This window comes from Microbispora oryzae, assembly GCF_017896165.1.
Classification (GTDB): Bacteria; Actinomycetota; Actinomycetes; order Streptosporangiales; family Streptosporangiaceae; genus Microbispora; species Microbispora oryzae.
Map to the genome: position 1 here is coordinate 28,764 of NZ_JAFCNB010000009.1, position 19,234 is coordinate 47,997.

Sequence of the window (19,234 nt, forward strand, 5' to 3'; positions counted from 1 at the left end):
CGTGCGCGGTCCGTCCCCGTCGCGTCCCGGTCCCGGGCCCCGGGACCGGGACGGACCCCGCCGGGGCGGGTAGGGTCCGTCGTATGGCTTCGCCCTACATCGAGCTGGAGGTGGGTGGCCGCGTCGTCAAGGTCACCAACCCGGACAAGGTCTACTTCCCCGGCATCGGCGCCACCAAGCGGGAGCTGGTGGAGTACTACGTCGCCGTGGGCGAGGGGGCGCTGCGCGCGATCCGGGATCGGCCCACCTATCTCAAGCGCCACCCGGACGGGATCGAGTCGGAGGCGATCTACCAGAAGCGGATCCCGCGGCATCCCGACTGGATCGAGACCGTCACGGTGCGCTTCCCCAGCGGCCGCACGGCCGACGCGTTCTGCCCCACGGAGGTCGCCGGCATCGCCTGGTGCGCCAACCTGGGCACCATCGACTTCCATCCGTGGCACGCCCGCAGGCCCGACCTGGAGCATCCCGACGAGCTGCGGATCGACGTCGACCCGCAGCCCGGCACCTCCTTCGACGACGCCAGGAAGGTGGCGTTCGTCGCCAGGGAGATCCTGGACGAGCTGGGCATGACGGGCTTCCCCAAGACCTCCGGCAACCGGGGCGTCCACATCACGGTCCGGATCGAGCCCCGCTGGACCTTCACCGAGGTCAGGTACGCGGCGATCGCGTTCGCCCGGGAGGTCGAGCGCCGCGCGGCCGGCCTCGCCACCAGCGCCTGGTGGAAGGAGGAGCGGGGGGAGAAGGTCTTCATCGACTACAACCAGAACGCCCGGGACCGCACGGTCGCGGCGGCCTACTCGGTGCGCGCCCGGCCGGAGGCCACCGTGTCCGCGCCCGTCACATGGGACGAGCTGGCCGACTGCGACACCCGCGACTTCGATCTCCGCACGATGCCCCGCCGCTTCGCGGAGGTGGGCGACGTGCAGCGGGCGATCGACGACCGCGCCTTCACCCTCGACACGCTGCTGGAGTGGTACGAGACCGACGGGCGGGGCGACATGCCGTATCCGCCCAACTACCCGAAGATGCCCGGCGAGCCGATGCGGGTCCAGCCGTCCAAGGCCCGCCACGTCACCGATTAGAGCCTCGCGACGATCGGCGGGGCGCGCACGCTCCTTCTTCCGGGAGGAGGATCCCCGTATGACGTCACGGGTCCTCGCCGGTTCCGTCGGGGCCGTGTGCGACTGTAGAGGGCGTGCGCCGCATACTTCCCGACGCGGAGGACGAGCCCGACCTCGTCGCCGCCTACGCCTGGCCCCGTGACCACTGGCTCCGCCTCAACATGGTGACGAGCACGGACGGGGCGGCCTGGTTGAAGGGCCGCTCAGGAGGACTGTCCGGATCCGGCGACAAGCGGATCTTCGCGCTGCTGCGCGGCGCCGCCGACGTGATCATGGCGGGCGCCGCGACGGTCCGGACCGAGGGGTACGGCCCGGTGGTCCCGCGCGAGTCGTGGGGGGCGCTGCGGGAGGGCCGCCCGCCCGCGCCGCCGATCGCCGTCGTCACCCGCAGGCTCGATCTCGACCTGTCCGGTCCGCTGTTCACCGAGTCGCAGCCGTACGCCCGGACCATCGTGATCACCACGGAGGCCGCGCCGAAGGATCGCCGCGAGGAGGCGGCCGCCGGCGCGGACGTGATCGTCGCGGGCGAGGAGCGGGTCGATCTGACCGCCGCGGTGGACGAGCTGCGCGCCCGTGGCCTGCGCCATATCCTCTGCGAGGGAGGCCCCCGCGTGAACGCGCAGCTCGCGGCGGCCGGGCTGGTCGACGAGCTGGCCCTGACCGTGAGCCCGGTGCTCGTCGGGGGCGACGCCGCCCGGATCCTGAACGGCGTCGCCTCGCGGACGCCGCTGGAGCTCGTCCAGGTGCTTGAGGAGGACGCTTTCCTCTTCTGCAGATATGTGAGAAAGGCGCGAGATGAACCTGCCGCCTGAGACCCCGCCGGTCGACACGCTGAACCTGCCGGTGCTGCCGCCGGTCGCGCCGATGCTGGCCAAGGCCGTCAAGACGATGCCCCGGCAGGACGGCTCACTGTTCTACGAGCCGAAGTGGGACGGCTTCCGCTGCGTGATCTTCCGCGACGGCGACGAGGTCTACCTCGGCAGCCGCAACGAGCGGCCGTTCACGCGCTACTTCCCCGAGCTGGTCGAGGCCGTCCGGGCCGAGCTGCCGCCGCGCTGCGTGGTGGACGGCGAGATCGTGCTGATCCGCGGCCAGTCGCTCGACTTCGACGCCCTGCAGCAGCGGATCCATCCGGCCGCCTCCCGGGTGCGGATGCTGTCGGAGCGGACGCCCGCGTCGTTCGTCGCCTTCGACCTGCTCGCGGTCGGCGACGAAGACCTGACGGAGGCGCCGTTCGCCGAGCGGAGGGCCCGCCTGGAGGGCGCCTTGGCCGGGGCAGGGAGGTCGATCCGGCTCACACCGGTCACCAGGGACGAGGACCGGGCGGCCGAGTGGTTCGAGATGTTCGAGGGGGCCGGGCTCGACGGGATCGTGGTCAAGCCGGGAGACCTGCCGTACACCCCCGACAAGCGGGTGATGTTCAAGGTCAAGCACGAGCGGACGGCCGACTGCGTGGTCGCGGGCTACCGGGAGCACAAGACCGGGCCGATCGTCGGCTCGCTGCTGCTCGGTCTCTACGCGCCGGACGGCCGCCTCCACCACGTCGGCGTGGCCGCGTCCTTCCCGATGAAGCGGCGCGAGGAGCTCGTGGCCGAGCTGGCGCCGTACCGGGTGGAGCGGCTCGGCGACCACCCGTGGGGCCACTGGGCCGAGGTCGCGGGCCTGGGACCGGGCGGCGGACAGGGCCAGCGCCTGCCGGGAGCGGTGTCCCGCTGGAACGCGAAGAAGGACCTCTCCTTCATCCCGCTCCGGCCCGAGCTGGTCGTCGAGGTCGCCTACGACCACATGGAGGGCGACCGGTTCCGGCACACCGCGCAGTTCCGGCGGTGGCGGCCCGACCGGGAGCCGTCGTCGTGCACCTACGAGCAGCTGGAGCGGCCGGTCGTCTTCGACCTCGACGACATCCTGGCCCGGTAGGCGCCCGTCACGCCGTCACTCCTCGGCCGGTTCCCGCGCGACGCAGCACAGGATGCGCATCGACCGGTCGGCCATCGTGATCTTCGCGCCGGCGGGCAGGATCTCCCCGGCGTCCGGGTCGCCGCCGGGCCCCTCGTCGGCCGTGTCGAGGACGAGCCGCCACCGCTCGCCGAACTCGGGGCCGGGGAGGGCGAAGGTCAGGTCCTCGTGGTGCGCGTTGATCAGCAGCAGGAACGAGTCGTCGCTGATCCGCTCACCGCGCGGCCCCGGCTCGCTGATGGCCTCGCCGTTGAGGAAGACCCCCAGCGACTTCGCGTAGCCGAGCTGCCAGTCGCCGTCGGTCATCTCCGCGCCCGAGGGGGTGAGCCAGACGATGTCCCGGGTGCCGTCCCGGCCCTTGCGGCCGTGGAAGAACCTGCGCCTGCGGAAGACCGGGTGACGGCGGCGCAGCTCAGCGAGGCGGCGGACGAAGCCGAGCAGCTCCCGCTCCTGCCGCACCAGCGACCAGTCGGTCCAGGAGATCTCGCTGTCCTGGCAGTACGCGTTGTTGTTGCCGTGCTGGGTGCGGCCGAACTCGTCGCCGGCCAGCAGCATCGGCACGCCCTGCGAGACGAACAGCGTGGTCAGGAAGTTGCGCCGCTGCCGCCCGCGCAGCCGGAGGATCCCGAGGTCCTCCACCGGGCCCTCGGCCCCGCAGTTCCACGAGCGGTTGTCGTCCGTGCCGTCGCGGTTGCCCTCGCCGTTGGCCTCGTTGTGCTTGCGGTTGTACGACACGAGGTCCGTGAGAGTGAAGCCGTCGTGGCAGGTGACGAAGTTGATGGAGGCGACGGGCCGGCGGCCGCTGGTGGCGTACAGGTCGCTCGACCCGGCGAGGCGGGAGGCGAACTCGGGGAGCGTCCGCGACGCGCCGCGCCAGAAGTCGCGGACGGAGTCGCGGTACTTGCCGTTCCACTCGGTCCACAGGGGCGGGAAGTTGCCGACCTGGTAGCCGCCGGGGCCGACGTCCCACGGCTCGGCGATCAGCTTCACCTGGGAGATCACCGGGTCCTGCTGGATCAGGTCGAAGAACGCGCTCAGCCGGTCGACGTCGTGCAGCTCGCGGGCGAGGGCCGACGCCAGGTCGAAGCGGAAGCCGTCCACGTGCATCTCCTGCACCCAGTAGCGCAGCGAGTCCATGATGAGCTGCAGGGCGTGCGGGGATCGCACGTTGAGGGAGTTGCCGCAGCCGGTGTAGTCGAGGTAGTAGCGCCGGTCCTCGTCGCGGAGCCGGTAGTAGTCGACGTTGTCGATGCCGCGGAAGCCGAGAGTCGGGCCCATGTGGTCGCCCTCGGCGGTGTGGTTGTAGACGACGTCGAGGATCACCTCGATCCCGGCCTCGTGCAGCGCCCGCACCATGCCCTTGAACTCCTGCACCTGCTCGCCCCGCTGGCCGGAGCTGGAGTAGGCGTTGTGCGGCGCGAGGTAGGCGATGGTGTTGTAGCCCCAGTAGTTGGTCAGCCCGCGGGCCACGAGGGCGTGCTCGGGCACGAACTGGTGGACGGGCATCAGCTCGACGGCCGTCACCCCGATCGACCGCAGGTGCTCGATCACGGCGGGGTGCGCGAGCCCGGCGTAGGTGCCGCGCTGCTCCTGCGGCACCTGGGGGTGGCGCATGGTCAGGCCCCGCACGTGCGCCTCGTAGATCACCGTCTCGTGATACGGGATGCGCGGCGGGCGGTCGTTGCCCCACTCGAAGAAGGGGTTGACGACCACGTTCTTCGGCATGTATGGAGCCGAGTCCGCCACGTTCAGCCGGCCGGGATCGGCGAAGTGGTAGGAGAACAGGGACTCGTTCCACCGCACGGACCCCTCGATCGCCTTGCCGTAGGGGTCGAGCAGGAGTTTCGCGGGGTTGCACCGGTGACCGCGGTCCGGCTCGTACGGCCCGTGCACGCGGAAGCCGTACCGCTGGCCGGGCATGACCCCCGGAAGGTAGCCATGCCAGACGAACCCGTCGACCTCCGGCAGGTCGAGCCGGGTCTCCGCGCCCTCGTCGTCGTACAGGCACAGCTCGACCCGCTCGGCCACCTCGGAGTACACCGAGAAGTTGGTTCCCACGCCATCCCAGGTGGCGCCGAGCGGGTAGGGCTCTCCAGGCCAAACTTCACGCATGTGACCTCATTGTCCACTGCCCGGGCGTTTCGTGCACCAGGGAAGGCGCGGACGGAGACGGGGAAGCCCCCGCCCGGCGACCGGACGGGGGCTCACGGAGACGTTCAGCCGACGAGCTCGGCGTTCAGGGTGATGGTCGTTCCCGCCAGCGCCTTGCTGACCGGGCAGTTGGCCTTGGCGTTCTCCGCGGCCTTCTGGAAGTCGTCGGCGCTGAGCCCCGGCACCTGGGCGCGGACCGAGAGCACGATCCCGGTGATGCCCTCGCCTGGCTGGAAGGTCACGTCCGCCCGGGTCTCCACCGACTGCGGCGGCGTGCCGGCCTGGGCGAGGCCGTGCGACAGGGCCATCGAGAAGCACGACGAGTGCGCGGCGGCGATCAGCTCCTCGGGGCTGGTCTTCCCGTTGGCCTGCTCCGCACGCGACGCCCAGCTGACGTCGAACGTCCCGACGCCGGAGGTGTCCAGCGTCACGACGCCCGAGCCGTCGAGCAGCGCGCCCTTCCACTGCGTCGTCGCGGTACGAGTGGTCGCCATGGCGATTTCCCTTCAGTAAGCAGCGGCTATCCACAGTGACCTTAACCCGGTGCGGCGGTGGACGTGGGGTCGGCCCGGCCGTGGCCGGTCAGGACGCCAGCCGGGCCTGGTGGGCGCGGTGCTCGGCGCGTACGAGATCTTCCACGGCGGCCTTGATCTCCAGGAAGGCGGGCGACCGCTTGATCTCCAGGGTCCGCGGCTCGGGCAGGTCGATGTCGATGTCCTGGCTGATCCTGCCGGGGTCGCTGGAGAGCACGAGCACCCGCCGGCCGAGGAACACCGCCTCCTCGACGTCGTGTGTCACCATGACGACGGTCGACCGCCGTTCCGGGCCGGCAGGCGAGGTCAGGGGCGCCGTCACGGGGGCGTCGCCGGCCGGGTCCGTGGCCACGTCCTGCCAGACCTGCCGGATGAACACCTGCATGTCCTCCTTGGTCTGCACGTCGAGCGCCCCGAACGGCTCGTCGAGCAGCAGGACGCGCGGCGCGCAGGCGAGGGCGCGGGCGATGGACACCCGTTGCTGCTGGCCGCCCGACAGGCGCCCGGGCAGTGCCCCGGCGAGGTGGCCGAGGCCCACCTCGTCGAGCAGCCATGCGACCCGCTCCTGCCGGACCGCCCGCGGCACGCCGAGCGCCTCCAGCCCGAACGCCACATTCCGGGCCACGGTCCGCCACGGATACAGGGAGGCCGTCTGGAACACCAGGCCGCGGTCGGGGCCGGGTCCGAGGACCTCGTGCCCGTCCAGCAGCACCCGGCCCGACGTGGGCCGCGTCAGGCCCGCGATCAGGCTCAGCAGGGTCGACTTGCCCGACCCGCTCGCGCCGACCACGCAGACGAACTCACCGGGGCCGACGGCGACGTCCACGCCGTCCAGAACCGGCCGTCCGGGGACGAACTCCTTGGTCAGCGACTCGATCCGCAGCCCGGCGGTCATCGCGCCCACCTCCCCACACGGCCGCGCAGCAGTCGCAGCGCGACGTCGATGGTCAGTCCGATCACGCCGATGAGGACGAGGATCGCGAAGATGCGGTCGGTCTGGAGGAAGCGCTGCGCCCGGGTGATGCGGTAGCCGAGGCCCGAGGTCGCCGCGACGAGTTCGGCCACCACCACGAAGTTCCACGCGGCGGCGGCGTTGACCCGCATCGCGTCGATGACGCCGGGCAGCGCGTGGGGAAGCACCACGTGGGTGGCCACCCGCCAGCGGCCCGCGCCGAGGGTGGCCGACACCTCCAGCAGCCGGTGCGGCACCTGCCGCACGGCGTCCGCCGTCATGAGCGTGTTGAAGAACACCACGCCGAGCACCAGCAGGGCGATCTTGGACGGCTCGCCGATGCCCAGCCAGATGATCAGCAGCGGGATGAACGCGGACGCCGGCAGGTAGCGCAGAATGCCGATGGCGGGCTCAAGCAGGGGCTGCGCCCACCCCAGTGTGCCCATGGCGAACCCGACCGGGACCGAGATCAGCACGGCCAGGCCGAAGCCCGCGCCGATCCGGCCCAGGCTCGCCAGCAGGTCGGACGGCAACTCGCCGCTGCGGGCCATGTCGATCCCGGCCGTCCACACCGCCGCGGGCGAGGGCAGGAACGCGGGGTCGACCGCCCCGGCGGCGCTCAGCGCCCACCAGGCGGCGAGCGGCCCAAGGATGGAGACGGCCCGCAGGATCCACGCCGTACGGGCCGGGACGGTCGTCGTGAGCAGCCGGACCCGGGCCGGCGGGGCCGCGGAAGGCCGGGGGACGGCCGTGGGGGGCGCGACCGCGCCCCCCTGGGTGGAACTCGTGGTCACCATCGTCGGATCACCTCTTCCTCTCCAGGGGGACGCCGGGTCACGGCTGGACGGCCGCCACGAACTGGGGCGCGAACAGCCCGTCGAGCGGCGGTGGAGCGTCCACGAGCTTGGCCGCGACCAGGAAGTCGGAGATCTCCTTGGCGCGGCCGGGCAGGTCGCCGGTGAAGGCCGACCGGTTCTGGTCCAGCGTGAAGATCGTGGTGCCCTTGTCGTACGTCTCGTAGTCGGGGACGTTCACGCCGGCCCGCTTCGCCATGATCTGCAGGGCCTCCTCACGGTGGTCCTTGATCCAGGCCAGCGTGTCGAACCAGGTCCTCACCAGGCCCTGGACGGCCTGGGGGTTGCCGTCGACCAGGGCGCGGGTCACCACGAGGTGGTCGGGGATCGCGCCGGGGAAGTCGGCCGACGTGGCGATGGCGCGGCTGCCCGGCCGTTTCAGCGCGGTGGTGGTGAACGGGGCGAACACCCCCACCGCGTCCACCCGGCCCGCCACGAAGGCCGCGGCGGCGGCGTCGGTGGGCAGCGGCTGGAACTTCACGTCGGCCTCGGTGAGCCCGGCCTTCCGCAGCGCGAGCAGCAGCAGGTAGTGGTCGACCGTGCCCTGCTCGGCCGCGACGGTCTTGCCCTTCAGGTCCGGCAGGGAGGTGATCCCCGGCTTGGCGATGATCTGGTCGTTCCCGGTCGAGTTGTCGTTGACCAGCACGACGCTCTGCTTGGCGCCGCCGGCCACCGAGGCGAGCGTGTCGTTGAGCGTCTGGCTGTTGGCGTCGATCTTGCCGGTGGCCAGGGCGTTCAGCGAGTCGGTGTAGCTGTCGAAGTACTTGAGCTCGACGTTCACGCCGTTCTTGCGGAACAGGCCCTCCTCCTCGGCCACCTGCCAGGGGAACCAGCCGGGCCAGGCGCTGAAACCGAGGGTGATCGTCCCTCCCGGGAACGGCTTCGCCTGGGAGGGCGGCTGGGCGCAGCCCGCGGCGAGGGCGAGCAGCAGCAGCACGGGGACGGCGGCGACGCGTAACGACCGCCGAGGGCGCAGTGGGTTCACGCGGCCCCCTTCTTCTTCGGCAGGTGGCCCGAGCGGACCAGGCATCCGAGGGTGTCGCAGATGACGCGGGTGGCGATCAGCGAGGTGATCTCCGCGTTGTCGTACGGCGGGGAGCACTCGACGACCTCGATCCCGGCCAGCGGCCGGGCGTCGGCGATGAGCTGGATGAACTTCAGCACCTCACGGGGGAGGAAACCACCCGGCTCCGGCCAGCCGGTTCCGGGCACGAAGGCCGCGTCGAGGCAGTCGACGTCGAATGACAGCCAGACGGCGTCGGCGCCGTCCCAGGCCACGTCAAGGGCCCGCTCGGCCGCCGCCTCGATGCCCATCTCGACGCAGTCGGTCACCGTCATGATCGTGGTGCCGCGCTCACGGCCGACCTTGACGCCCGGCCGGGGGGCCTGCCAGCCGCCGATGCCGATCTGCACCAGGTTCTTCGGCGGCACGTTGGGGATGTCCGTGGCGTGGAACCACGGCGTGGTGTGCATCCGCTCGTCGAGGTCGGTCTCCTGGGTGTCGACGTGGCGGTCGAAATGGATGATCCCGACGTTGCCCTGCACGTGCTGCGCCACGCCGCGCACGGTCGGGTATCCGATCGAGTGGTCGCCGCCGAGGACGACGGGGAACGCGCCGCTCTCGAAGACGTGCCCGACGCCCTTGCTGATCTGGTCGAACGTCTTCTCGATGTTCGCCGGGATGGTGAAGATGTCGCCCAGGTCGCAGATCGTGATCGACTCGCGGAGGTCCACCCCGAGCTCGAAGCTGTAGGGGCCGTAGAGCGCCGAGATCTTGCGGATGCCCTGCGGCCCGAACCGGGTGCCCGAGCGGTAGGTGGTCCCGCCGTCGAAGGGCGCGCCCAGCACCGCCACGTCGTACTCCCCGCAGCGTCGCACGTCCTCGACGTACGGGGCCTTGAGGAACGTGTTGATCCCGGCGAAGTGCGGCAGCTCGCCCCGGGAGAACGTGGGGATCGTCCGGTCGACGATCGAGTCGGCCCCCTGGAGGCCGAGCTCAAGCCCCCGTTCGATCTCCCGCTGGTGCATCGTGGTGGGCAGCTCGGCCTCGCGTTCGACGGCGAACCGAGCCTCAGGACCGTAGTTGTGATGCAGGTGTCCCATGGCGCTCCTAGGGAAAAGCCTCGGCCGGGGAGGCGTCCGTCTCTCGCCGTCCGCGCGGACGGCGGGAATGGCGTCTGCGGTGCGATCCCGTCACCGATCACCCGATCGCGGCCCTTCCGCGATCGCCGCCGGGTCTGAGACCGCGGCCTCCCGGGCTTTTGTCCCGCCGTGGAGCGGCTCGGGGCCGCCTGCACCTCTCGGACCAGCCGAACGGAACCCTAGGTGCGCCCCACCACCAGGCGGTGGGTCCCCTTCATGAGAGCGCCGGGCTGTTTCCTCCAGATTTCCCGGATGTCACCGTCGGGTGACCGCCTGTTCATCGCGGTTCCAGACCGGCGCCGGCGCGCTCGATCACGGCCTCCAGGTCGACGCCGGCGGGCAGGGTGCCGAAGGAGCGGCCCCAGTCGCCGGAGAGCCGGGACGCGCAGAAGGCGTCGGCGACGGCGGGCGGCGCGTGCCGGACGAGCAGGGACGCCTGGAGCGCCAGGGTCATCTCCTCCGCCACCCTGCGGGCGTCGGCCTCCCCGGCCGAGGCGAGCCGCTTGAGCACCCGCTCGGCCGCGTCGGCCACCCGGCGGTCGCCGGCCAGGGCCACCTCGGCGAAGAACGCGTTGACCGCGTCGGGCTCCCTGGTGAGCACCCGCATCAGGTCGAGCGCCGCCACGTTCCCCGAGCCCTCCCAGATGCCGTTCAGCGGCGACTCCCGGAAGAGCCGGGGCATCGGCGACTCCTCGACGTAGCCGTTGCCGCCCAGGCACTCCAGCGCCTCGGCCGCGTGGACGGGCGCGCGCTTGCACACCCAGTACTTCGCGGCGGCCAGCGCGGCCCGGCGGAACAGGCCCTCGCCCGCGTCGCCCGCGATGGCCCGGTCGGTCGACCCGGCCAGGCGCATCATGAGCGTGGTCGCCGCCTCCGCCTCCACCGCGAGGTCGGCCAGCACCACCCGCATGAGCGGCTGGTCGGCCAGCGCCCGGCCGAACGCCGCCCGGTGCCGCGCGTGGTGCAGGGCCTGCGCCAGGCCCTGCCGCATCCCGGCGGCCGACCCCACGACGCAGTCGAGCCGGGTCATGTTCACCATCTCGATGATCGTCCGTACGCCCCGGCCCTCCTCGCCGACCAGGAAGGCCGTGGCGCCGTCGTACTCGACCTCCGCCGACGCGTTCGACCGGTTGCCCAGCTTGTCCTTCAGCCGCATGATCCGCATGGCGTTGCGGGAGCCGTCCGGCAGCACCCGCGGCAGCAGGAAGCACGACAGCCCTCCGGGAGCCTGGGCCAGCACGAGGAAGACGTCGCACATCGGGGCCGAGTTGAACCACTTGTGCCCGGTCAGGGCGTAGCCGCCGTCCGTCAGCGGAACGGCCAGGGTCGTGTTGGCCCGGACGTCCGACCCGCCCTGCTTCTCCGTCATGGCCATCCCGGCCAGGACGCCGCGTTTCTCCAGGGGCGGGCGCAGCCCGGGGTCGTACGTCCGCGACGCCAGCAGCGGCTCCCACTCCGCCCGCAGCCTGGGGGAGTGACGCAGCGCCGCCACCGCCGCGTACGTCATGGAGACCGGGCAGCCGTGCCCGGCCTCGACCTGACTCCAGACGTAGAACTTCGCGACCCTGGCGACATGCGCCCCCGGCCGCGCGGACGTCCAGGGCGAGGCGTGCAGGCCGTTGCCGACGGCGACCGCCATCAGCTCGTGGTAGGCCGGATGGAACTCCACCTCGTCGATCCGGTGGCCGTACCGGTCATGGGTGCGCGCCACCGGGGGATGCTCATTGGCCAGCCGGCCCCACTCCTGCGCCCGGGCCGTGCCCGCCAGCCGCCCCAGGCGGCGCAGCTCGCCCGTCGCCCAGTCGGCGCCCTCCCTGACCAGGCCCTCCGCGAGCGGGGCGTCAGCGGAAACGTCGTGGCCGGTCAGCGGGGGAACCTGGTTGGTCACGTCGTGGGTCACGAGGGGCCTCCTGTCGAATCGCCGTACTTCATCTCAGCATTCGGGAGGCTCCGCCGGAACACCCCGTTCCTCCCTTCGGCCGGCCATGCCCGCTCATGCCCGCTCGTGCCGGCTCATGCCCTGCCGTGCTCGCGGTTCGTCAGGTGTCCGTGCCCAGTTCGATCCCCAGGTCCTGAGCGGCCTCCGCGGCCAGCTCCCGGGCGTAGTCGTCCCCGTCGCCCGACTCGCACAGCACCCGGTGGATGCCGGCGACGGCCCGCCGGTCGTGCCGCGTGCCGAGCCCGCGCGCGGCCTCGGCCACGGTGTCGAGATCGCGGTCGGCCAGCCGGGCGGCCAGCGCCTCCCGGACCTCAGGCGTGTCCGCGGGCAGCGACGCCAGGCCCATCGTGGCCCAGTCGCGCACCTCGCCGTCCGGGTGACGGGTGAGGCGGACGAGCGCGGCCAGGCCGTCCTCGTCGCCCGCGGGCACCACGGCGGCGAGCGCCATCGCGTCGTTCACCCCCGGCTCCCGGCCGGGCCGCCGCACGATCCGCAGGACCTGCGGCAGGGCCCGCTCGTCCGCGTGGTGTGCCAGCGCGCGCAGCAGCGCCTCCAGGACCCGGGGATCGTCCTCGTGAACGGCGGTCTCGCGCAGAATCGCCAGTGACCGCTCGTGCCAGGGGGCGTGCCAGGGGTCCCGCCCGAAGCCGGCGAGCACGTCGACGCCGAACTCCCGATCCACCGGATCGTCGGAGCCGGACAGCCGGGCCGCCGCCGCGAGAGCCTCGTCGTCGTGCCGCCGTTGCAGGGCGTGGACGGCCGCCCACCACGTCTCGTCGTCCTCGTCCACGTTCCGGTAGGGCAGGACGCGGGCGATCAGCTCCTCCGCCGGGGGCCGGACGCCTGTGGCGATCTCCAGGACCGTCACGACCGCCGCGTGACCGCACTGCCGCGCGGCGGCGAACCCGCCGTCCCGGTCGTGACCCTCCACGGTCACGAGCCGGGTGCCGTCCCGGGCCCGGCCCCTGCTGACCAGCACGACCCCGTCGTCGAGCTGGGCGGCGACCTCCTCGCGCAGGGCCGCCTCCAGGTCGGCCCCGGCCCACCGCCGGGCGATCTCCAGCGCGGACGCCCCGCCCGTGCCCCGCAGGTACGGGTCGGCGCCGTGCTCCAGCAGCGACCAGACGACGCCGTACGCGCCGAAGCGGGCCCCCAGCGTGAGCGGGGTGTCGCCCTCGTCGTTCGCCAGGTCGGGATCGGCGCCGAAGTCGAGCAGCTCGTCGGCGGACTCCAGGTTGCCCAGCGCGGCGGCCCACAGCAGGGCGGTCCACCCGCCGTCCTCCCGGGCATCCGGGTCGGCGCCGCCGTCGAGCAGGGCCCGCACGGTCTGGGCGTGGTCCCAGCACGCCGCCGCGCACAGCGGCAGGCCCTCCCCGGCCGCGTGGCTCGGCTGGTCCGGGTCGGCGCCGTACTCGATCAACATCCGGACGATCTCCGGGCAGCCGCCGACGGCCGCGCGGTAGAGCGGTGTGGTGCCATGAGCGGGATTGAGGGACGCACCCGGCCGCAGCATGGCCGACACCCGTGCCACGTCCTCACCCGCTATGGCGTTCATAATCTCGCTGCGGGCCACACCTCCATGCTCACACAGCCGCCCGTGGCCCCCCGCGGGGGTAGGGGGATCGTTCCCAGGGAGGATGGGAGCCGGGGCTCCGAAGGTTTACGGTTGACCTTGTGAACGATGCGGGTGGTATGCGTGCTTCCGACGCCGAGCGGGAGAGCGTGGTCGAACGGCTCCGCGAGGCCTCCGTCGAGGGGCGGCTGACCCTCGCCGAGCTCACCGAGCGGAGCGAGGCGGCCTACCTGGCCCAGACGAGGGCCGAGCTGGCCCAGCTCACCGCCGACCTGCCCGGCGCCGATTCGGTTCCCGCCCCGCGGCCCTTTCCGCAGGCCGTGCCCGCCCCCCAGGCCGCGCGTCCGCGGACGTGGGTCGTGGCCGTGATGGGCGACGCCAAGCGCGACGGCACCTGGCGGATCGACCAGGAGATCGGGGCCGTGTGCGTCATGGGCGACCTGACGCTCGACCTTCGGCAGGCAGAGGTGCGCACACGCGAGGTGGACATCGCCGCCACCTGCGTCATGGGCGACCTGAAGATCATCGTTCCGGACGGGGTGGACGTCCAGCTCAGCGGCGCCACCATCATGGGGGACAAGAAAGTCAAGGTGTTGGAGGCCCCTCTCGGACAGAACGCCCCGGTCATCCGGATCAAGGCGTTCGTCCTGATGGGCGATGTGAAGGTCATCGGCGACTCGCAGGCCAAGCCCATCAAGCGGTCGCTGAGGGACTGGAGTGAGTGGGCGGACCGGCGGCGGCTCCGCTCCCGCTCCCGCCTCGACGGCGACCTGGGCGCGATCGGAGACCGGATCGAGAGGCGGATCGAGAGGATCGAGGACCGCCGTCGCCGCCGCGACCCGCGCTGATCCAGGGCCGCGAGCGCCGTCAGGCGGTGGCCTCAGCCCCCCGCGGGTGACGCGCCTGCGCGTAGCGCTCCAGCACCACGTCGACGAGTTCGGGCGCGGGCCCGAGCACGTCCGCCACGGCCTCCGCGCCGGCCGCGCGGGTGTCCCGTTCGACCTTGTCCGCGAAGTGGCCCGGCGCCAGCAGGTACGGCGCGACGACCACCCGCGGCGCTCCCGCCCGCACGAGCCGCAGGACCTCCTGCTCCGGTGTGGGGGCGGCGGCGGAGGCGTATGCGGCGGTGACGGACCACCAGCGGCGGCTCCGCGCCCACTGCCGGGCGATCCGGCCCACGACACGGTTGGCCCTGGCGTCGCTCGAACCCGCCGACACGAGGACCACCGCCACGTCCGGATCCCCGATCGCCACGCCGGCCTCGGCGAGGCGCCGTTCCAGCGCCGCGGTCAGGAGGGGGTGGGGGCCGAGGGTGGGCCCGCAGGCGACCCGCAGCCTGGGCCGCCGCGCCACCGCCTCGCGCAGCGCCGCGGGGATGTCCACCCGGCTGTGGTAGGCCGCCGTCAGCAGCAGCGGCACGACGACGGCCTCGTCCAGCCCGGAGAGCGCGCCGGTCAGCGTCGGCGCGGCGTGGTCGAGGTAGGCGGCCCGCACGTCGAGCCCCGGCCGCGCCGCCCGCGCCCGGTCCAGCAGCGCCTCCACCGCCGCGGCGGCGCGCGGGTCACGGGACCCGTGCGCCACCGCGACGAGGGGCGGTCCCTCGTACGGACGGCCGTGGACGATCACGATCTCTTCTCCGCCTGGTGGCAGGGGACGGTTCCGGGGGCCGCTCAGAGGTGGATGCCGCACTCGAGCTTGCCCAGCCCGGCCCAGCGGCCGCTGCGCGGGTCCTCGCCCGGCGCGACCCGGCGGGTGCAGGGGGCGCAGCCGATCGACGGGTAGTCGTCGTAGTGCAGCGGGTTGATCAGCACCCCGTTGTCGGCGATGTACTGGTCGACCTCGTCCTGGGTCCACCGCGCGATCGGGTTGACCTTCACCATCCGCCGCTTGGCGTCCCACTCGACGACCTTGGTGGTCGCCCGGGTCGGCGACTCGTCCCGGCGGATGCCGGAGATCCAGGCCAGGTACGGCTCGAGCGCCCGGTTGAGCGGCTCGACCTTCCGCAGGTAGCAGCACAGGTCGGGGTTGCGGCCGTGCAGCCGCGGCCCCAGGTCGCGGTCCTGCTCCTCCACCGTGCGGGACGGCTTGATGTTGATCACGTTGACCGGGTAGACGGCCTCGACCGCGTCGCGGGTGCCGACGGTCTCGGCGAAGTGGTAGCCGGTGTCGATGAACAGCACGTCCACGCCCGGCTTCACCCGGCTCACCAGGTCGATCAGCAGGGCGTCGCTCATCGATGACGTGAGACAGAGACGGTCGCCGAACGTCGCCGCGGCCCAACGGATGATCTCACGGGCGGGCGCGTCCTCGAGGAACTCGGCGGCGGACTCCACGATGCTCTGCAGATCGAGCGTCGTGCGCTGCCGCTCCAGCCCGGTCTCTATCTCCACCAGTGTCATCGTCTACTCCTCACACATCATTCGGCTGATCGTCGTCGTCGGAAAAGTCACGATGGGTCATGAGCGCACCCCGAGACCGAGGAAACGCACGCGGAAGGCCCGGGAGCACGACCGGCAGTACCAGCCGTGGCTCTCCTCCTCCGTCACGTACGGCTCCAGGTCCTCCTCGCCGCAGTACGGGCAGTAGAAGGGCGCCGCCCGCTCGCTCATTTGAGGTCGGCCTCGTCGGCGCGCTGGACCCACTCGCCGAACGTCTCGTCGTCGTTGCGCTGCTTCTCGAAGTTGCGCACGACCCGCTCCACGTAGTCGGGCAGTTCCTCCGCGGTGGCCTTCAGCCCGCGCACCTTGCGGCCGAAGCTCGGGTTGAGGCCGATGGAGCCGCCCAGGTGGACCTGGAACCCCTCGACCTGCTCGCCCTGGTCGTTGACCACGAGCTGGCCCTTCAGGCCGATGTCGGCGACCTGGATGCGGGCGCAGGAGTTGGGGCAGCCGTTCACGTTGATCGTCAGCGGCTGGGCGAAGTCGGGCAGCCGGCGCTCCAGCTCGTCGATGAGCGTCACGGCCGTGGCCTTGGTCTCGACGATCGCCAGCTTGCAGTACTCGATGCCGGTGCAGGCCATCGTCTGGCGGCGGAAGGTGGACGGGTTCACCTGGAGGCCGGCGGCCTCCAGTTCGCGCACGATCGACTCCACCTGGTCGGGCGCCACGTCGAGGACGACCATCTTCTGCTCGACCGTCGTGCGGACCCGGGCGGAGCCGTGCCGCTCGGCGATGTCGGCGATGCGGTGCAGCAGGTCGCCGTCCACCCGGCCGACCTTCGGGGCGAAGCCGACGTAGAAGTTGCCGTCCCGCTGGGGGTGGACGCCCACGTGGTCGCGGCGGCCGCCGCGCGGCGTCTCCGGGGCCGGCCCGTCCGGCAGGGCGTACCCGAGGTACTCCGTCTCCAGGATGTTCCGGAACTTCTCCGCGCCCCAGTCGCTCACCAGGAACTTGATGCGGGCCCGGTGGCGCAGGCGGCGGTAGCCGTAGTCGCGGAAGATGCCGCATACGCCCGCCCACACCTCGTGGACCTGCTCGGGCCGCACGAACGTGCCGAGACGCTTGGCGAACATCGGGTTGGTCGACAGGCCGCCGCCGACCCACACGTCGAAGCCCCGCTCGCCCCGCTCGTTGACCACGCCGACGAACGCCACGTCATTGATCTCGTGGACGGTGCAGTGGGCCGGGCAGCCCCCGACCGCCGTCTTGAACTTCCGCGGCAGGTTGGAGAACGCCGGGTCGCCGATGTAGCGCTCGTTGATCTCCTGGATCTGCGCGGTGCCGTCGATCACCTCGTCGGCGTCGATGCCGGCCAGGGGACATCCGAGGATGACGCGCGGGGTGTCGCCGCAGGCCTCGGTGGTCGACAGGCCGACGGCCTCCAGCCGGGCCCAGATGTCCGGCACGGACTCGATGGCGATCCAGTGGAGCTGGATGTTCTGCCGGTCGGTGATGTCGGCGGTGCCCCGGGCGTACTCGTTGGATATGTCGGCGATGACCCGCAGCTGCTCCAGGCTCAGCTGCCCGCCGTCGATCCGGACGCGGAGCATGAAGTAGCGGTCATCGAGCTCCTCGGGCTCCAGGATCGCCGTCTTGCCGCCGTCGATCCCCGGCTTGCGCTGGGTGTAGAGCCCGAACCAGCGGAACCGGCCGCGCAGGTCGGCCGGGTCGATCGAGTCGAACCCGCCCTTGGAGTAGACGTCGATGATCCGCTGACGGACGTTGAGCCCGTCATCGTTCTTCTTGTTCTCCTCGTTCTTGTTCAGCGGCTCCCGGTAGCCGAGAGCCCACTGACCTTCGCCTCGGGGACGCTTGTGATGGCGGTTTGCGGGGCGGGCCGGGGTGCTCATGGACACGTCCTTCTGCGAGGATCGGTACTGATGTCGTTTTACGGCGGACGCCGTCCCTGGCGGCCTCTCACCTCGTCGTCGAGTGTGAGGGCATGAAAAAGACGCCAGGCCGAGCGCCCTGTTCGTGCAGCGGAGGGCAGACGGTCAGCCGGCGTCAGTACAGATCGCACTGCGGACACGCAGGAGGTCGACGTGGCGTCGCACGACGAGCAACGGGTCCGCTGGCATGTCCCAAACGATACCTCGGAGATCCTGGATGTCCAAGTTCGTGTCCACGATTCGGGACGGTAACGGGCCGTTCACGAGACGCCCGCGTCATCAGCCCTGCCGCACCCAGTTCTCCGGCGGTTCCGACTCCGGCTCCCCGTCCCGGCGGCGGTGCTGGCAGTCGCACCAGTTGCCGCCCGGGCACTCGTCGTGCCGGTCCTCGGCGCAGGCGTCGCACACCATGCCTTCCATGTTCCCCCCGGGTTCGCCTCGCGTCACGGCCGCGTGTCTTCCAGGTCACCCCCGGATGCCGCACGGGTTACAAGATCACGCCTGGTCGCGGGCCCGGCGGGTCGTGCGGACGGCTATCGCGGGCACGGCCTCCGGGCCCCTATCCTTGGCGTCGACGATCCGCCCCGGAGGCCGGCACATGTCCACCGTGGCAGCGGGTAGTGCGTTTCCGATGAGCGGTTGGGTGCCATGACCTCCACCGACGCGCCGACCCGGCGTCCCCGGCACTTGTCGCGCCGCGGGCTCGCGGCGGCGCGGGCCCGGCTGAACGCGATGACGGACACGGGCGTGTGGGCCCTGGCGAAGGCGACCACGCTGGCCGGGGTCAACTACCGCGTGACCGGGCTCGCGGGCGAGGCGGCCTTCTTCGCCCTGCTGTCGCTCCCGCCGTTCGTGCTCGGGCTGCTCGGCGTGATGGGCCACCTGAGCGGCCTGCTCGGCCAGTCCACCGTCACAGAGATCAGGCGGTGGGTCGTCGACCAGTCCGAGCTGCTCTTCACCGACAACACCGTGGAGCGCGTCGTCAAGCCGCTGCTGTCCGACGTGCTGAGCGGCGGCCAGGTCTCCCTCATCTCCGTCGGCTTCCTGCTGTCGCTCTGGTCGGGCTCCCGCGCCCTGTTCGTCTACGTGGACCTCATCTCCATCGCGTACGGCCTGGGGGAGACCCGGGGGATCATCCGCACCCGGATGATGTCGTTCGGGCTGTATGTGGCGGCGCTGATCATCGGCCTGGTGGTGATGCCGATCCTGGTGGTGGGCCCGACCCTGCTCTCCAACGCGCTGTCCAGGTACGCGGTGGTCGTGAGCGTCCTCTACTGGCCGGTCGTCGTGCTCGGCTCGGTGCTGATGCTCACGTTGCTCTACCACGTGAGCGTGCCGAGGCGGACCCGGTGGTGGCGGGAGATCCCGGGGGCGCTGCTCGCCCTGGTCATCTGGATCCTGTGCGCCGCCGTCCTGCGCGAGGTGCTGGCGGCGTGGTTCACCCCGCTGTCGATCTACGGCTCGCTCGCGGCGCCGATCGCCGTCCTGCTGTGGCTCTACATCACCGCCCTCGCCGTCCTCATCGGCGCGACGCTGAACGCCGAAGTCGACCGCCTCTGGCCGCTCAACGGAGCGGCCCGCCATCCGTGCTGAGCCCGCCCACCGGGGGCCGACGCGAGGCGGCGGCTCCGATAAGGTAGGGGCGTCGCGACTGGCGCTGACGTGCCCGCGGGCGCGTCGCTA

At 71.9% G+C, this 19,234-nt stretch carries 19 protein-coding genes and 1 riboswitch; of the genes, 5 read left to right on the plus strand and 14 right to left on the minus strand.

The window, feature by feature from the left end:
- The first annotated feature begins 83 nt into the window (after window positions 1-83).
- The 3 genes from ligD (at window position 84) to JOL79_RS17695 (ending at window position 3,041) form a co-directional block, all read left to right on the plus strand.
- Complete coding sequence (gene ligD, locus JOL79_RS17685) at window positions 84-1,085, plus strand: non-homologous end-joining DNA ligase (RefSeq protein ID WP_210156943.1); 1,002 nt, start codon at window positions 84-86, stop codon at window positions 1,083-1,085.
- Window positions 1,086-1,198: 113 nt separating this feature from the next.
- Complete coding sequence (locus JOL79_RS17690) at window positions 1,199-1,936, plus strand: pyrimidine reductase family protein (RefSeq protein WP_210156944.1); 738 nt, start codon at window positions 1,199-1,201, stop codon at window positions 1,934-1,936.
- A complete protein-coding gene (locus JOL79_RS17695) occupies window positions 1,920-3,041 on the plus strand; it encodes an ATP-dependent DNA ligase (RefSeq protein WP_230984987.1) in 1,122 nt (373 codons plus the stop codon). Before JOL79_RS17690 ends, JOL79_RS17695 begins: the two co-directional genes overlap by 17 nt.
- Window positions 3,042-3,056: 15 nt before the next feature.
- Here the strand turns inward: JOL79_RS17695 and glgX are convergent, their stop codons facing one another.
- From glgX to JOL79_RS17735, 8 genes are all read right to left on the minus strand, one after another.
- A complete protein-coding gene (gene glgX / locus JOL79_RS17700; protein WP_210156945.1) occupies window positions 3,057-5,192 on the minus strand; it encodes a glycogen debranching protein GlgX in 2,136 nt (711 codons plus the stop codon).
- Window positions 5,193-5,296: 104 nt separating this feature from the next.
- Window positions 5,297-5,725, minus strand: a complete 429-nt coding sequence (locus JOL79_RS17705) for an OsmC family protein (protein WP_210156946.1) — start codon at window positions 5,723-5,725, stop codon at window positions 5,297-5,299.
- 88 nt (window positions 5,726-5,813) lie between these two features.
- Window positions 5,814-6,659 (minus strand): ABC transporter ATP-binding protein, encoded by an 846-nt coding sequence (locus tag JOL79_RS17710; RefSeq protein ID WP_210156947.1) that lies wholly within the window; start codon window positions 6,657-6,659, stop codon window positions 5,814-5,816.
- The gene (locus JOL79_RS17715) at window positions 6,656-7,513 is read right to left on the minus strand and encodes an ABC transporter permease (protein WP_210156948.1); all 858 of its coding nucleotides are present in this window, start codon (window positions 7,511-7,513) and stop codon (window positions 6,656-6,658) included. Before JOL79_RS17715 ends, JOL79_RS17710 begins: the two co-directional genes overlap by 4 nt.
- A 37-nt stretch (window positions 7,514-7,550) precedes the next feature.
- Entirely contained in the window at window positions 7,551-8,555 is a 1,005-nt protein-coding gene (locus JOL79_RS17720; RefSeq protein WP_210156949.1) for an ABC transporter substrate-binding protein, read from the minus strand.
- A complete protein-coding gene (locus JOL79_RS17725; RefSeq protein ID WP_210156950.1) occupies window positions 8,552-9,673 on the minus strand; it encodes an agmatinase family protein in 1,122 nt (373 codons plus the stop codon). The genes JOL79_RS17720 and JOL79_RS17725 overlap by 4 nt, the downstream gene beginning before the upstream one ends.
- A 145-nt stretch (window positions 9,674-9,818) precedes the next feature.
- Window positions 9,819-9,906, minus strand: a riboswitch (guanidine-I (ykkC/yxkD leader).
- 83 nt (window positions 9,907-9,989) lie between these two features.
- Complete coding sequence (locus JOL79_RS17730) at window positions 9,990-11,612, minus strand: acyl-CoA dehydrogenase family protein (protein WP_210156951.1); 1,623 nt, start codon at window positions 11,610-11,612, stop codon at window positions 9,990-9,992.
- Window positions 11,613-11,751: 139 nt separating this feature from the next.
- A complete protein-coding gene (locus JOL79_RS17735) occupies window positions 11,752-13,224 on the minus strand; it encodes an ankyrin repeat domain-containing protein (RefSeq protein WP_307848584.1) in 1,473 nt (490 codons plus the stop codon).
- Between the two features lie 119 nt (window positions 13,225-13,343).
- On the opposite strand from JOL79_RS17735, the gene JOL79_RS17740 reads away from it, so the two are divergent.
- Complete coding sequence (locus JOL79_RS17740; protein WP_230984988.1) at window positions 13,344-14,072, plus strand: DUF1707 SHOCT-like domain-containing protein; 729 nt, start codon at window positions 13,344-13,346, stop codon at window positions 14,070-14,072.
- 19 nt (window positions 14,073-14,091) lie between these two features.
- Here the strand turns inward: JOL79_RS17740 and JOL79_RS17745 are convergent, their stop codons facing one another.
- The 6 genes from JOL79_RS17745 to JOL79_RS17765 all read right to left on the minus strand — a co-directional run bounded on the left by JOL79_RS17745 (window position 14,092) and on the right by JOL79_RS17765 (window position 17,971).
- Window positions 14,092-14,850: a sirohydrochlorin chelatase gene (locus JOL79_RS17745; RefSeq protein WP_307848585.1), complete on the minus strand. Its 759-nt coding sequence runs from the start codon at window positions 14,848-14,850 to the stop codon at window positions 14,092-14,094.
- A gap of 44 nt (window positions 14,851-14,894) precedes the next feature.
- Window positions 14,895-15,623, minus strand: a complete 729-nt coding sequence (locus JOL79_RS17750) for a phosphoadenylyl-sulfate reductase (protein ID WP_210156953.1) — start codon at window positions 15,621-15,623, stop codon at window positions 14,895-14,897.
- Window positions 15,624-15,680: 57 nt separating this feature from the next.
- Window positions 15,681-15,833, minus strand: a complete 153-nt coding sequence (locus tag JOL79_RS17755) for an Insertion element protein (RefSeq protein WP_210156954.1) — start codon at window positions 15,831-15,833, stop codon at window positions 15,681-15,683.
- Entirely contained in the window at window positions 15,830-17,512 is a 1,683-nt protein-coding gene (locus tag JOL79_RS17760) for a nitrite/sulfite reductase (RefSeq protein ID WP_210156955.1), read from the minus strand. The genes JOL79_RS17755 and JOL79_RS17760 overlap by 4 nt, the downstream gene beginning before the upstream one ends.
- 144 nt (window positions 17,513-17,656) lie before the next feature.
- Entirely contained in the window at window positions 17,657-17,740 is an 84-nt protein-coding gene (locus tag JOL79_RS35795) for a putative leader peptide (protein ID WP_367739870.1), read from the minus strand.
- 90 nt (window positions 17,741-17,830) lie between these two features.
- On the minus strand, window positions 17,831-17,971 hold the full coding sequence (locus JOL79_RS17765; protein ID WP_210156956.1) for a hypothetical protein: 141 nt from the start codon (window positions 17,969-17,971) through the stop codon (window positions 17,831-17,833).
- Window positions 17,972-18,199: 228 nt separating this feature from the next.
- Here JOL79_RS17765 and JOL79_RS17770 point away from each other — a divergent pair, with 228 nt between their 5' ends.
- Window positions 18,200-19,144: a YihY/virulence factor BrkB family protein gene (locus JOL79_RS17770; protein ID WP_210156957.1), complete on the plus strand. Its 945-nt coding sequence runs from the start codon at window positions 18,200-18,202 to the stop codon at window positions 19,142-19,144.
- The last annotated feature ends 90 nt before the right edge of the window (window positions 19,145-19,234 follow it).